The 13645-nt window shown below is 44.7% G+C and carries 14 protein-coding genes and 1 riboswitch; of the genes, 2 read left to right on the top strand and 12 right to left on the bottom strand.

What is annotated here, in order from left to right; translation table 11 throughout:
- Positions 1-14: 14 nt before the first annotated feature.
- From sleB to KY305_RS12965, 11 genes are all read right to left on the bottom strand, one after another.
- Positions 15-890: a spore cortex-lytic enzyme gene (gene sleB / locus KY305_RS13015; protein WP_223062891.1), complete on the bottom strand. Its 876-nt coding sequence runs from the start codon at positions 888-890 to the stop codon at positions 15-17.
- Between the two features lie 132 nt (positions 891-1022).
- A complete protein-coding gene (gene prsW / locus KY305_RS13010) occupies positions 1023-1679 on the bottom strand; it encodes a glutamic-type intramembrane protease PrsW (RefSeq protein WP_214814370.1) in 657 nt (218 codons plus the stop codon).
- A gap of 104 nt (positions 1680-1783) precedes the next feature.
- Positions 1784-2758 carry a YpdA family putative bacillithiol disulfide reductase gene (locus KY305_RS13005; protein WP_223062890.1) on the bottom strand — a complete coding sequence of 325 codons (975 nt, stop codon included), beginning with the start codon at positions 2756-2758 and terminating at the stop codon, positions 1784-1786.
- A gap of 103 nt (positions 2759-2861) precedes the next feature.
- Positions 2862-4136, bottom strand: a complete 1275-nt coding sequence (gudB, locus tag KY305_RS13000) for a Glu/Leu/Phe/Val family dehydrogenase (protein WP_214814374.1) — start codon at positions 4134-4136, stop codon at positions 2862-2864.
- A gap of 160 nt (positions 4137-4296) precedes the next feature.
- The gene (locus tag KY305_RS12995) at positions 4297-4881 is read right to left on the bottom strand and encodes a genetic competence negative regulator (protein WP_061520927.1); all 585 of its coding nucleotides are present in this window, start codon (positions 4879-4881) and stop codon (positions 4297-4299) included.
- Between the two features lie 150 nt (positions 4882-5031).
- The gene (locus tag KY305_RS12990; RefSeq protein ID WP_223062889.1) at positions 5032-5820 is read right to left on the bottom strand and encodes a metallophosphoesterase; all 789 of its coding nucleotides are present in this window, start codon (positions 5818-5820) and stop codon (positions 5032-5034) included.
- Positions 5821-5906: 86 nt separating this feature from the next.
- Entirely contained in the window at positions 5907-6365 is a 459-nt protein-coding gene (locus tag KY305_RS12985; RefSeq protein WP_223062888.1) for a YpbF family protein, read from the bottom strand.
- 63 nt (positions 6366-6428) lie between these two features.
- Positions 6429-7196, bottom strand: a complete 768-nt coding sequence (locus KY305_RS12980) for a LysM peptidoglycan-binding domain-containing protein (protein ID WP_223062887.1) — start codon at positions 7194-7196, stop codon at positions 6429-6431.
- Complete coding sequence (locus tag KY305_RS12975) at positions 7174-7761, bottom strand: CPBP family glutamic-type intramembrane protease (RefSeq protein WP_223062886.1); 588 nt, start codon at positions 7759-7761, stop codon at positions 7174-7176. Before KY305_RS12975 ends, KY305_RS12980 begins: the two co-directional genes overlap by 23 nt.
- A gap of 14 nt (positions 7762-7775) precedes the next feature.
- The gene (locus KY305_RS12970) at positions 7776-9266 is read right to left on the bottom strand and encodes a RecQ family ATP-dependent DNA helicase (protein ID WP_223062885.1); all 1491 of its coding nucleotides are present in this window, start codon (positions 9264-9266) and stop codon (positions 7776-7778) included.
- The gene (locus KY305_RS12965) at positions 9259-10317 is read right to left on the bottom strand and encodes a YpbB family protein (protein ID WP_223062884.1); all 1059 of its coding nucleotides are present in this window, start codon (positions 10315-10317) and stop codon (positions 9259-9261) included. The genes KY305_RS12970 and KY305_RS12965 overlap by 8 nt, the downstream gene beginning before the upstream one ends.
- A gap of 270 nt (positions 10318-10587) precedes the next feature.
- On the opposite strand from KY305_RS12965, the gene KY305_RS12960 reads away from it, so the two are divergent.
- Entirely contained in the window at positions 10588-10836 is a 249-nt protein-coding gene (locus tag KY305_RS12960; RefSeq protein WP_003153403.1) for a ferredoxin, read from the top strand.
- A gap of 125 nt (positions 10837-10961) precedes the next feature.
- Here KY305_RS12960 and fmnP read toward each other — a convergent pair whose 3' ends face one another.
- On the bottom strand, positions 10962-11534 hold the full coding sequence (fmnP, locus tag KY305_RS12955; RefSeq protein WP_223062883.1) for a riboflavin transporter FmnP: 573 nt from the start codon (positions 11532-11534) through the stop codon (positions 10962-10964).
- Between the two features lie 147 nt (positions 11535-11681).
- Positions 11682-11816, bottom strand: a riboswitch (FMN riboswitch).
- Positions 11817-12032: 216 nt separating this feature from the next.
- On the opposite strand from fmnP, the gene serA reads away from it, so the two are divergent.
- Positions 12033-13610: a phosphoglycerate dehydrogenase gene (serA, locus tag KY305_RS12950; protein ID WP_214814392.1), complete on the top strand. Its 1578-nt coding sequence runs from the start codon at positions 12033-12035 to the stop codon at positions 13608-13610.
- The last annotated feature ends 35 nt before the right edge of the window (positions 13611-13645 follow it).

Genomic DNA, 13645 nt, shown 5'->3' with positions numbered 1-13645 from the left:
TTTTATGCGTTCTTTTACTCACAGAAAATGTGCTTACCGATTCTCTTAATCTGCGGGCGGCCCCATATCCATGCGCTGGTCGCCGTGTCAGGGTTGAAATAGTATAACGCGTTTTCGGAAGGGTCCCAGCCATTAATTGCGTCAAGCACCGCTTCTTTCGCTCTTTCATTCGGCTGCAGATAAATTTGTCCGTCAGCAACGGCTGTAAAAGCAAGCGGTTCAAAAATAACGCCTGCCACCGTATTCGGAAATAACGGGCTTTTGATCCGGTTTAAGATGACCGCGGCAATGGCGACCTGCCCTTCAAAAGGCTCACCACGCGCTTCTCCGTATACGGCTTGCGCCAGCAGATTAACGTCATTGTTTGAAAAACCGCCTGGCATATTGGCTGCAGTTGTATTCTGTTTTTTAGACGCCTGTGTTTGGCCGCCTGTTTTGTTTTGCGGTTTTGGTGCAGGCTGATTTTTTCCAGCCGGCTTTTGGGCGGCTGCTGACGGCTTTGTTTGATTTTTTAACGGTATGCCGCCGTAATGCGTGAACGTATTTCCTTTCTGAATCTGCTCCATGACATATTCACGATAATACTTTGATTTCGAGATCAAGGTCTGTTTTGTTTTTGCTCCGACCAGGCCGTCAACCGGCTTCATTCCGAATTTCTCCTGGAAGTTCCGCACGGCCCAATATGTGGTCCAGCCGTAAACCCCATCGATTTTCCCGTTGTAAAACCCGTTATATTGAAGACGGGCCTGTAATTCTATAACATCATCCCCCGTCGCTCCTCTTTGAATCACTTGATTTGAAAACGCATAGGCCGTTTCATGATTGAAGAAAGCGGTGATAACAAAGGAATAAAGAATGAGACATGCCATAAACGCTCCTTTGGACTTCATCTTTTCAAGCCTCCTACAGCAAAATTTAAAGTGTAATCGTATTGTCTGTCACGCGGTTATTTTTATACACCGTTTCCTTCTTATCCCTTACCGGGACATAAAAAAGAAACCGCACGGCATTGTGCGGTTTCTTTATACTTGGATCATATTAACGGAACGGGCTTTTTTTGCCTTTCGTAAACCGAACCACCATAAAAACAGCATAAACGGAATCATATAATACCCCCAATGACGCAGGGCGGTCAGAATAAAATCGTAAGACCCGTGCAGGCATGAAGGTACAAACAGCGAGATCAGCAGCCACTTGGCACGGGCTTTTTTTTGCGAAAAACGCGCTTTTCCAAGATAAAAGCCCATAATGACTCCGATAAGCGCATGACAGGAGACCGGCAGCAGCGCTCTGATGAAAGCATGCTCAACTCCATGGCCGAATAAATAAAGAATATTTTCAAGGGTGGCAAAGCCCAGAGACACACTGGCTCCGTAAACGATACCGTCGTAATGCTCATCAAAATGGGCGTGCGGATACACACTGACCATCAGAATAAACCATTTAACCGATTCTTCCAAGAAACCTGAAGACAAAAACGAAACAAAAAAGCTCCCTTCCCCTATATGTTCTTTTTCGAGGACATATTGGATAAACATGGTCGGAAACACAAGAACGACCCCAAGAAAAAAAGACCTCAGCACCATATGTACGGGTTCATTGTCATACTGATCTTTTAGATAAAAATAGCTTAACAGCGCAATGCCGGGGGCAATTCCTGCAGAGATGATTGCAAACATCAGGCAACCTCTTTCCTTTAAATTCCTAAATCTATCGTACCATGTTGCGCTCTATTTTACATCTTCCATTTTCTAAAAAAAGAGCATATGAATGATCATATGCTCTAGATACCAAGTCTTTTTGAAATTTCCGCAGCGATCAAGCCGCCGTGAAAACGTCCGTTTTCAATAAAAATTTCATTGGCGTTATTTCCCGCCGCAATGACTCCGGCAATAAAAACACCGTCGACATTTGTTTCCATCGTCTCTTCGCGGAAAAACGGACGGCCTGACTCCTCGTCTATCCGTACGCCGATCTTTTTAAGAAAACTGTGATCGGGATGATAACCCGTCATGGCGAATACGAAATCATTTTTCAGCCGGACCGTTTCATTTCGGCCGGATCGGAAAATGATTTCATCTTCCGTTACTTCTTCCAGACAGGCGCCGAACTCCATACGGATTGTGCCGTTTCTGACAAGGGCTTCAAATTCGGGTAAGATCCACGGCTTGATGCTTGGGGAATACTCGTTTCCTCTGTAAAGCACCGTCACGCGCGCGCCGGACTTTACTAGCTCCAAAGCGGCATCCACACTTGAATTTTTCCCGCCGATCACGGCAACATCTTTATCAAAATACGGGTGGCCTTCTTTAAAGTAATGAAAAACCTTAGGCAGCTCTTCACCCGGAATGTTCATATAATTCGGATGATCATAATATCCTGTCGCAATAATACAAAATGGGGTGAGATAACGGTCTTTTGACGTTTCTACAAGAAAGCGGCCGTCTTCCTGTTTTGTGACGCGCTCAACTTTTTCGAATGCGTTTACCCGCAGCTCTTTTCTTCTGGCAACCTCTCTGTAGTACGAGAGAGCCTGAATTCTGACCGGTTTTCTGTTTTCAGTAATAAAGGCCACGTCACCGATTTCCAGTTTTTCGCTTGAACTGAAAAAGGTTTGGTGTGTCGGATAGTTATAAATGCTGTTTACGACATTTCCTTTTTCGATGACAAGGGCATTTATGCCAATTTGCTTCAGATGTATAGCCGCTGATAATCCGCAAGGACCTCCGCCTATTATAATTGCTTTTTCTTCTGTCATGTCCTTCAACTCCTGCGATTGGCATTTCCATCAATTGTTTCCATATATAAAAAATCTCCTATACAATCATAGGAGATTTTTTATGTTTATGCAAACAATTGGTTTATATCCAGCCCCTGAAACGTGAAGCCTCGGCCATTTTCCGCACGCCGACCATGTAAGCCGCGAGCCTCATGTCGATTCGGCGGTTCTGCGCCATTTCATAAATATTATTAAATGATTTAACCATCATGTTTACCAATTTTTCTTCTACTTCTTCTTCACTCCAGTAGAAGCCTTGATTATTTTGTACCCATTCGAAATAAGAAACTGTTACGCCGCCGGCGCTTGCCAAAACATCGGGAACAAGCAGCGTCCCTTTATCTGTAAGGATTTTTGTTCCTTCCAGCGTCGTCGGTCCGTTTGCCGCCTCCACAACGATTTTCGCTTTGATGCGGTCAGCGTTTTCTTCAGTAATTTGGTTTTCAATCGCCGCCGGGACAAGGATATCACAATCCAGTTCAAGCAGCTCTTGGTTCGTAATGGTGTCATTGAAAAGCTTTGTCACTGTCCCGAAGCTGTCCCTGCGGTCAAGCAGATAATCAATATCAAGACCGTCCGGATCGTAAAGACCTCCGTACGCATCAGAAATTCCGACAACTTTCGCACCGGCGTCATGCATAAATTTAGCCAAATAGCTGCCCGCGTTCCCGAAACCTTGAACGACGACGCGCGCGTCTTGAATATCAAGACCTTTTTTCTTGGCCGCTTCTTTTATACAAATCGTTACGCCTTTTGCCGTAGCTGATTCCCTGCCGTGGGAACCCCCGAGCACAAGCGGTTTTCCCGTAATAAAGCCGGGTGAGTTAAATTCATCAATTCTTGAATATTCATCCATCATCCAAGCCATAATCTGCGAGTTTGTAAATACATCAGGTGCCGGAACATCTTTTGTCGGTCCGACAATCTGGCTGATTGCTCTGACATACCCTCTGCTCAGCCTTTCAAGCTCTCTGAATGACATATTTCTCGGATCACAAACAATTCCGCCTTTACCACCGCCATAAGGAAGATCAATAATGCCGCATTTTAAACTCATCCAAATGGAAAGTGCTTTCACCTCTTTTTCCGTTACATTCGGGTGAAAACGAATACCGCCTTTTGTCGGACCGACGGAGTCATTGTGCTGTGCACGATAGCCTGTAAATATTTTTACAGATCCGTCATCCATCCGAACCGGAATTTTAACCGTTAACAATCTGAGCGGCTCTTTCAGCAGTTCATACACTTCCTCTGGATACCCCAATTTTTCCAGCGCTTTATGTATTACGGTTTGGGTTGATTTTAATACATCATGTTTGTCTTCATCATTATGACCGGTGAATCGATCGGCTGCCATTTGAGTTAACCTCCTAAAATCTTATGTTTCTCTCATGCTCCCTTTCAGTGAATAGTATACACCTTCATATTGGCTGTGCATAGAAGAAAGACAATGATTTTTCCATTATTTCGCTTAAAAAAAACGGCCGCCGGAAACAGCAGCCGTTACATATATGTTTTTACGAAAAATGAGCTTGGATGGTCTCCACTGCATTTCCGTCCATAATCAGTTTTCCGTATTCGTGAAGCCTGTAAATCGTCAGAGTCGCCGGATGCCCGTATTCGGCTAAAACCGCGACAACGCCTTCGGCAGAATGAGAGCCGAGGTCTTCAAGGCTTACATAATACTGGTCCTCATAGTGATAGACGGTGCCGCCGGTAATACCGATGCGATGCAGGCTGCCGGCAAGCTGAATAATATCTTCAAAGGAATGAAATTGATAAATAATATCTGCGCTTTCGTCAAGTTTGACCTGCATCTCGATATAATCATCATCGTATTCGTCGTCTTCTGCCTCCGCGTCATGATTTTTCGTCACAATCACAACCATGCCTTGTGCCTGAAGAGAATACACTTCAACCGCGATCGGACCATTCGCTTCAAAGCCGAGCTCTGTATTTGCTTCATTCATCATATCTTTAAATAACTGGTGGACTTTAAACGAGTCCTTCCAGAGGTCTTCTTTTGTCAGTCCCCGATCCGTGAGATCGTCGAGGGTCAAAAAGATTTTAATCTTATTATAATTCAGACGCTCAAGCCGCATAATGTTCCCTCCTGCCTCTTCTTGCACACAAATCATATAACACAGTATATGAATAAATGAGTCATAGGTTCTTAATTTGTTATCAGTTTACACCGTGTACAGCGCGAAGACAAGCACAATGCCGTTTTTTATCCGCACGGCCCGCCCGTTTTAAGAAAAAGACGCATCGGGGCCGCACAGCCGGACGATGTGCGTCTCAGGTTTCGCTCCGAATCTCAGCGGAACTTTTGTGGTGCCGTAGCCATTGCTGATCAAATAATGCGCCTGCTTTACAGTGCCTGTTTTGCCTAATTCGTACGGTCCGAATTGTCCGAAGCGGATCTGGCCTCCGTGCGTATGGCCGCTGAAAACGGCGTCAATTCCGTCTGATTCACTCATCTGCTCGCGGATGTCTGGATTATGACAAAGCAGTACATTCACCCGGTTTTCGTCAATATTTCTGATCGCAGACCCGTAATCGTCCATCATCATTCTGATGTCATCGACACCGATGATTGTAACTGTCTCTCCTTTATAGGTAAACAAAACAGATTCGTTTCTCAACGGAATGACCTTGTATGTGTTGAAAATAGAGAGCAGCTTCTGCTGGCTGACTTCGTAATCGTTATTTCCCCATACATAGAACACGGGTGCGAGTCTTGTAAGCCGCTTGATGTTTTCTTCAATTCTCGCGTAAGGGACTCCGCCCTCAGCTAAATCACCGCCGAGCAACACCGCATCAGGCTTATGAGCGGATGCTTCTTTTAAAAGGCTTTCATCAATTAAACGTCTGTGCACGTCAGAAATAAAAAAAATCGTGAGCGGCTCCATCCCTTTCATCTTCCGAAGGGTAAAGGTATGTGTTTTCAGATGACTGCCTTTTGCTGTTTTGTACATGACGGCGGCCATGACAGCAGCCGCTCCTGCCAGTGAGCCAAGAATACCCGCTGCAAGCTTCATAAAAGCACTCTCCATTCTGTAAATGTCTCTGATTAGACGGACAAACAAAAAAAGACGTTTCTATCCTTTCCGGAAAACGCCTCATTTTATTTGCTTTCAAAATAAAGATTTATATCATACCGATGTTTCATCAGGTGAAAAACAGATTCTCTCGCTCTCCATTTCTCCGGCTGCGGCCACAAATCCGTGCTTTTTTGGATAATTTCACATCTCAGCTTATGATATTCTCCCTCAGCTTTTTCTTCCTTTTTTTTAAAATAGTAAGAAGTGCAGTACGCGAAAGCGGAAGCCATGATCCAGCATAAATAAACCGTATGGCTTAATATCTCTTGCAGAATCAGCTGCGGAGAAGTTTGCGGCGCATTGAAGCTTTTAAAGATGAGCAATACGCACATCAGGGAAAAACAAACGAGGGAAGTCCACTGCCATCTTCGGCATTGTCTGGCATAATTTTCGTATTTCAATTTTCTTTTGACCAGCGCCTGAAGCATTTGTTTCGTCGGCCCGTCAACAAATCGGTCTAATTGCTTCCATAATGAATCCATGCGCTTCACACCTTGTCCATTTTCATTGATACACTATATGAAAGACGCGGCGAAAACATGCATTCAATCGGATAAAGGAATGCTCAGAACCTGACCGGCATAAACTTCATTTCCGTTTAAACGGTTATAGCTGCGGATTTTTTCCTCACCCGCTCTGCTTTTGTAATATTTCATAGAAATGCGGTAAAGCGTTTCTTTTTGCTGCACTGTATGTTTTACGACCTGCTGCTCTTTTCGGGGCTCAGGTTCATTCTGCTTGTTTGTTTCAGCCGTTGCTTCACGGACAGCCGGCGGAGACTGCTGTTTTGTCTCCGCGTATTCGGTGTCTGTAGTTTTTTCCTTTTTTTCTGAAGCTGTATCGGCTTTTGCTGTATCGGTTTTTTCCGCCGTTTTTTTCGGTGCCGATACATTTTCTTGCTTTTCTTTTTTATCCTCTGCCTTTTTTTCAGGCTTTTCTAAAAGAGCGGTTTTTGATGATTCCTTCTGCACGTCCGTTTTTGGGATAACGGCAGGTGCGCTTTCGCTATGGTCTATGAAGACATCTTCATAATCCTTCGGGTCAAATCTGCTGCTGTTCGTCATATAAAGAAGACCGAAAAAGACACCTATCGTTACTACGATAAACAGCACGGTGAGAAAGGTGAACAGCGGCGTTTTCGATTTGGTTTTTTCCTTCACCTGTTCTTCCTTTTTTTTACGCTCCTCTTTTACAGATTGTCTTGTCGGGAGGCTGTCTTCAAGATACTCAATTTGTTCATCCGCTGCCGCGGCAATCTGCTGCTCGGCACGCAGCTGAGCTTTTTTTCTTTCAACTCTTGACATTTCCGTCATGCAAACCCCTCCTAACATATTGAAAACGGATTTGACAGGCAAATACCGCATCAATAATAAAATGCGCTGTAATCGGAACGAATAAATTGCCGGTCCATTCATAGATAAGCCCCAGCATCAAGCTGATACCTGTTACCATGATAAATAGCAGCCATTTCGTCAAGTACCTGAAGTGAAGCACGGCAAAAACAAGGCTTGCGGCCCATAAACCGATATGTGTCTGCAAGACGCCTCTGAATAGGATTTCTTCGGCAAATGCAATCAGAAGCGTCAAAAACAGCAGATGAGGCACCGGCCTGTTCCGAAAAAGCAATTCGTTAATCCCGCCGTCATCATATAAATGACGCGGACACCACTTCATCACCGCCATATCAGTAAAAATGACAAAGACGGCAAGAGGTACACCGTACAATATGATATATTCGTCCCTTATATTCCACAGCTTGAAAAAATCGTGAATATTCTCAAAAAAGAAAAAGCCTGCCACAGCTGACGCAATCAATATAACGAATTGAGTGAAATACAGCTGTTTTACAATTTCCTGATCTGTAAGCTGATGGATCATTTCGCTTTGCCGTCTCAGCTGAGCTCACCCGCAGACCGCAGGCCGAAGATTCGATCTAATTCCAGCTTCCAATTGTCAAACCGCTCCATGTTTTTCCGTTCTCCTTTTTGTTCGTAGGGCGACAGGTCGATCCCGCAGCTGCTGCAGCATTGCCCGGTTTGACCGTCAGGCTCGTACGATTCATCAAAATAAGCTAATAGCGCTTCTCTTATACACTCTTTTCGCCCTAATAGCGCTGAAACGCGGTGCATTTTATGAAGTTTGTTCTCTAAACGGCATGTCAGCTCTTTTTGAAGGAGCTCCTTGGACGTTTTCCCCTGAAGATACAGGTGGACGGCTGTCCGCGCCTGTGTTTCTTGAACGCCTCCGTTTATCAGAACGTCGCGAAGCTCCCTTTCTTCTTTAGTTCCGGCGTTTTTTATGGCGGACAGAATGGCTTCCAGATCATAATCCGACAGACTTTCCATCTGAATGATCTGCTGCTGAAGTTCAATATCGCCGGGGGCTCTCAGCAAAATACTGACACTCGGTTTGCCGTCGCGGCCCGCTCTGCCGATTTCCTGCATAAAGGCTTCAGCCGTTTGAGGAAGAGAAAAGTGAATCACGAAGCGGATATCAGACTTGTCCACTCCCATGCCAAACGCATTTGTACAGCATATGCAATCAAGCTGGTTATGGATAAATTGCTGCTGAATTAAAATTCTGTCTCCGGAGTCCATTCCTCCGTGATAATAGTCCGTCCGCTTTCCCGTTTTTTCGTTCAGCTCAGCCGCAAGCTCTTCCGCCCACTTTCTCGTCGGACAATATACAATCCCGGGGCCTTCAAGCTTTTCAGCAAGCTCTGCTATCCTATTTATCTTTTCGGCTGTATCTGTGCAGTTTTCAACCGCCAAAAGAATATTCGGCCGGTTGACTGAATAAAGATGTCGCACAGCATGCTCCAGCCCGAGCACATCCGCAACGTCAAGAAGCGTTTCTTTCGTTGCCGTTGCAGTCAGCGCCAACACAGGCGGATGGCCGAGTGCTTTTCTGAAAGGCCCGAGTTTCGAATAATCAGGCCTGAAATCATGCCCCCATTCGGAAATGCAATGAGCCTCGTCAATGACAAATAAACTGACGGGGACGCTTTTCAGACGGTTCAGAACATACGGTGACGACAGAGCTTCAGGGGACAGGTAGAGAAATTTGTATCGGCTGATGTTGCTGAGAATAAAATGTCTTTCGTTCGGGCTCAGCATGCTGTTTAAAGCAGCAACCCGCTTTTCTCCCCTTGCCTTCAGCTGCTGCACCTGGTCTTCCATTAATGAGAGAAGCGGTGAAATAATCAGCACCAAACCTTCCAGCATGTAACCGGGAAGCTGGTAGCACAATGATTTCCCTCCGCCGGTCGGCAGCATTGCAATTGTATCCTGTTTTTGGAGCACGCTGTTTATAATCTCTTCCTGCCCTTTTTTAAACGAGCGGAAACCAAAATGCCGATATAATGCTTTTTGCAGCTCAGTCATACTGTTTCACCGTCTTTGCCAGCGCCAGCCTGATCTGAAAATAGCTGAATCGCATCTGCAACCCTTCACGAATCCGTTTGATTTTATTGGTTTGATGCTGTTTTGCAAATGCCGCTATCATGCGCTGCTCCTCTTTAGAAATGTACTGTTCAATAAAAAAGGCGGGCTGATGTAAAGAAATCTCCACAATATGGTCTTCGATCGTGGCGGTTTTTAAGTTTCTGATTGCCGCAATCCGTTCAATCGGAAATCCTTTTTGCACAAGCTCAAGGGTTTTTCTTGCGGACTGTGTAAGGGCGCTTTCTGCCTGAAGATCAGACAGAAGCTCCCGCAAAATGGGATGTGCACATTGGGGTAATGATTGAATAACATAATGCAGCACCCCCCAAAACTGGATGGACACATACCACTCATCTTCGGCCAATTCATCGGCCAGCTGTTTATTTGTGCTTCCGATTCGTTCAAATGAGGTTAATGAGCAGACAAAAATAAGCGCCTGCTGTCCGTTCAATTGATTCAAATAATGAGAAAGCATGTCATGCAGCTTGACGGAGAGCTCTTTATGATCCGTCTTTTGCCGCATGAACCGTTTGACCCATCTGAGCGTCTGAACATCGTTGGTCACCGGTATATATTGACTGCATTGATGCTCTTTATTTGACAGCACTTGAACGAGCAAGGACAGCCGCTTCCACAGGATGACTGCCGGCGTTTGATAATTGGCGCCGTGGCAGTGCTGAGGCCAAGGCCGCTCGGCAAATGCCTGTTCAAGCTCCTGAACGCCGCGGGCCGTCACTTTAAACGCACTCGTTTCTTTTCCCGCTTCAATGTAAGAGTGCTCAGTGAGTTTATGTATTGCAGCTGCAATATCACCGCGTTCACACTGGGAAGCCATGCCGAAATATTTAGCAATCTGAAATAAGCCGGCATCCTGAATGGTTTGGGACGACTTTTTTCCTTTTAATAAATGAAACACAGCACTTTGTGTCCGTTCGCCGTCTATTTTGTCCAGACAGTCGAGAACCACGGTATCGAAGTAGTTTATCGCCAATCTAAACACACCTACATTTCTTCCTGACAAGATTCGTTGTTTTTTGTTCTTTTTATTTTAACAGATTTTCAAATAAAATTGACGTTTAAAGTCATCTTTTAGGGGGAAGTGCTATAGAGAATCCCTTATATGATAAGCATTCTCAATCATTTTTCTGTTGAAATTTGACACTAACATCATTACAATAAGTAAGAGGAATAGGTGTTATATTTAAAAAATATATAAGGTAAACCATTTGTTCCAACACGAACAATCTGGGAGGTTTTATTCATGGCAAAGTACACAATTGTAGATAAAGATACGTGTATTGCATGCGGCGCTTGCGGAGCTGCTGCACCAGACATTTATGACTATGATGATGAAGGCATTGCATTCGTTACACTTGACGAAAATAAAGGCGTCGTTGAAGTTCCGGAAGTTCTGGAAGAAGATATGATTGACGCATTTGAAGGATGCCCTACTGATTCAATCAAAGTTGCGGATGAACCGTTCGAAGGCGACCCGCTAAAATACGAATAGAAAAAGCCCTCCGCGAGGAGCTTTTGAATTCAGGAAAGACCCCGGTCCAATTGCAGCCGGGGTCTTTATTTTTGTAAAACAAACAAAAGCGCCCGGCCTTCTTTCATAGCCGGACGCTTTTTTCATTATGGCGTTTGAATACTGCGTTTTTGTTCAATCCAAGGTTTAAGCTTCGTAAAAATAAATGTAAACACGATTGTAATGATGATGCCTTTCACGATATTAAACGGTAATATTCCCGCCACAATCGCTGTTTTTAATTGGCTGTTTGACAGTGCCGGTGAATGTAAGAACCAAGTATATGCGGGCAGGATCAGAATATAGTTTAAAATGCTCATTAATACGGTCATAGCCGCAGTTCCCGCCAATAGGCTCACCGCAAGCCCTTTTGCAGAGTTCAGCTTTTTAAACATAAACGCCGTCGGCAAAATAAACAGCGTTCCCGCGATAAAGTTGGCTGCTTGCCCGACAGGCACGCCGGCCATGCTTCCCTGAATGATATATTGAAGAATATTTTTAATGGCTTCCACCGCAATACCCGCCGCAGGCCCGTAAACCAAGATGGCGATGATCGCAGGAACGTCACTGAAATCGATTTTCAAGTAATCCGGAAGACCCGGAAACGGGAAATTTAACAGCATAAGCACAAAGGCAATGCTGCTAAGCATACTGATGACAACTAATTTTTTGACTTTCACAATGCTCTCTCCTTTTCGATCCAATCTCTCGAAAAGTGGAAAGGTTCTTTTACAGCCCAATAAAAAAACCGCTTTTATCAAAAAGCGGGAGCTTACTTAGGCTTGGCAAAGAAACGTTTGATATGATCATCAAAACGCTCGCTGAACCTCCATCTTCTCCCATCCAGACTATACTGTCGGCTCCGGAATCTCACCGGATCCTGCTGCCGAAGCAGCTCGCGGGCTTAGAGCTTTATGCTCATCACCGCCGGTAGGGAATTGCACCCTGCCCCGAAGATTGATCATATGAATTTATTCACATTATAAACGATCCGTTTGGAATTGTATAGAGAACTGCTCAATTTTAAAATAAAATGTTTATCATGTTCACTGCCTTATCACAATTGAAATGATTGCGTTTCCTTTTCTCCTTTACTGCGTCAATACACATTGACACTATATTAAGAATATGATAAATTATCAGATATTTAGTCAGCTAAACTAGGAGGAAATCTAACAATGTTTCGAGTTTTGGTCTCAGATAAGATGAGCAATGACGGCTTAAAGCCGCTAATGGATTCAGATTTTATAGAAATTGTTCAAAAAAACGCCGCGGACGCAGAAGATGAATTACATACCTTTGATGCTTTGTTAGTCCGCAGTTCCACGAAAGTAACGGAAGAGTTATTCAAAAAAATGACTTCATTGAAAATCGTCGGAAGAGCCGGTGTCGGCGTGGATAATATCGACATTGATGAGGCTACAAAACACGGGGTTATCGTCATTAATGCGCCAAACGGAAATACGATTTCTACTGCCGAGCATACATTCGCAATGATTTCTTCATTAATGAGACATATTCCGCAAGCCAATATCTCAGTGAAATCAAGAGAATGGAACCGGACGGCTTTTGTCGGAGCAGAACTTTACGGAAAAACATTGGGCATTATCGGGCTGGGCCGAATCGGAAGCGAAATTGCACAGCGCGCCAGAGCTTTCGGCATGACGGTTCATGTGTTCGATCCGTTTTTAACTGAGGAAAGAGCAGGCAAAATCGGCGTCAACAGCCGGACGTTTGAAGAAGTGCTTGAAAGCGCAGATATCATTACCGTCCACACTCCTTTAACAAAGGAGACAAGAGGATTGCTTAATAAAGAAACCATTGCGAAAACCAAAAAAGGCGTTCGCCTTGTGAACTGTGCAAGAGGCGGAATTATTGATGAAGCTGCGCTTTTGGAGGCGCTGGAAAGCGGCCATGTCGCAGGAGCTGCGCTTGACGTGTTTGAAGTGGAGCCGCCTGTTGAGTCAAAGCTTCCTGATCACCCGTTAGTGATTGCCACACCACATTTAGGCGCTTCCACAAAAGAAGCCCAGCTGAATGTCGCGGCTCAAGTGTCGGAAGAAGTTTTGCAGTTTGCAAAAGGTCTGCCGGTCATGTCAGCGATCAACCTGCCGGCAATGACAAAAGACGAATTCAAAAAAATCCAGCCGTATCATCAAATCGCTGACAAAATCGGCAGCCTTGTGTCACAGTGCATGAAGGAACCCGTAAAAGACGTCGCTATTCAATACGAAGGGACCATTGCCAAACTTGAAACATCATTTATCACAAAAAGCCTGCTGTCCGGCTTCCTAAAACCGCGTGTCGATTCAACGGTTAATGAAGTCAATGCCGGCGGTGTCGCTAAGGAACGCGGTATCAGCTTCAGTGAAAAAATTTCCTCCTCTGAATCTGGATATGATAACTGCATCAGCGTAAAAGTAACCGGAGACCGCAGCACATTTACATTAACGGCTACGTATATCCCGCACTTCGGTGAGCGTATTGTTGAATTGAACGGATTTAATATTGACTTAAACCCTGCCGGACACCTAGTGTACATCCAGCATCAAGATACGACCGGCGTTATCGGGCGTGTCGGCCGCATCCTGGGTGATAATGATATCAATATCGCCACCATGCAGGTAGGACGCAAAGAAAAAGGCGGAGAAGCGATCATGATGCTTTCTTTTGACAAACACTTAGAAGAGAAAGTCGTTAATGAGCTGACTGCCATTCAGGATATTGTATCCGTCAAATTGATTGACCTTCCGTAACAAGCAAAAAACCCAAAACATTAATGTTTTGGGTT

It is taken from the genome of Bacillus sp. YC2 (assembly GCF_019891195.1).
Taxonomy (GTDB): domain Bacteria; phylum Bacillota; class Bacilli; order Bacillales; family Bacillaceae; genus Bacillus.
This window is presented reverse-complemented; position numbering and strand designations above follow the sequence as displayed.

What these genes read in the sequence shown, in the direction of transcription:
- sleB (WP_223062891.1), bottom strand. Translation starts at nt 890, where the DNA reads ATGAAGTCCAAAGGAGCGTTTATGGCATGTCTCATTCTTTATTCCTTT.
- prsW (WP_214814370.1), bottom strand. Translation starts at nt 1,679, where the DNA reads ATGTTTGCAATCATCTCTGCAGGAATTGCCCCCGGCATTGCGCTGTTA.
- KY305_RS13005 (WP_223062890.1), bottom strand. Translation starts at nt 2,758, where the DNA reads ATGACAGAAGAAAAAGCAATTATAATAGGCGGAGGTCCTTGCGGATTA.
- gudB (WP_214814374.1), bottom strand. Translation starts at nt 4,136, where the DNA reads ATGGCAGCCGATCGATTCACCGGTCATAATGATGAAGACAAACATGAT.
- KY305_RS12995 (WP_061520927.1), bottom strand. Translation starts at nt 4,881, where the DNA reads ATGCGGCTTGAGCGTCTGAATTATAATAAGATTAAAATCTTTTTGACC.
- KY305_RS12990 (WP_223062889.1), bottom strand. Translation starts at nt 5,820, where the DNA reads ATGAAGCTTGCAGCGGGTATTCTTGGCTCACTGGCAGGAGCGGCTGCT.
- KY305_RS12985 (WP_223062888.1), bottom strand. Translation starts at nt 6,365, where the DNA reads ATGGATTCATTATGGAAGCAATTAGACCGATTTGTTGACGGGCCGACG.
- KY305_RS12980 (WP_223062887.1), bottom strand. Translation starts at nt 7,196, where the DNA reads ATGACGGAAATGTCAAGAGTTGAAAGAAAAAAAGCTCAGCTGCGTGCC.
- KY305_RS12975 (WP_223062886.1), bottom strand. Translation starts at nt 7,761, where the DNA reads ATGATCCATCAGCTTACAGATCAGGAAATTGTAAAACAGCTGTATTTC.
- KY305_RS12970 (WP_223062885.1), bottom strand. Translation starts at nt 9,266, where the DNA reads ATGACTGAGCTGCAAAAAGCATTATATCGGCATTTTGGTTTCCGCTCG.
- KY305_RS12960 (WP_003153403.1), top strand. Translation starts at nt 10,588, where the DNA reads ATGGCAAAGTACACAATTGTAGATAAAGATACGTGTATTGCATGCGGC.
- serA (WP_214814392.1), top strand. Translation starts at nt 12,033, where the DNA reads ATGTTTCGAGTTTTGGTCTCAGATAAGATGAGCAATGACGGCTTAAAG.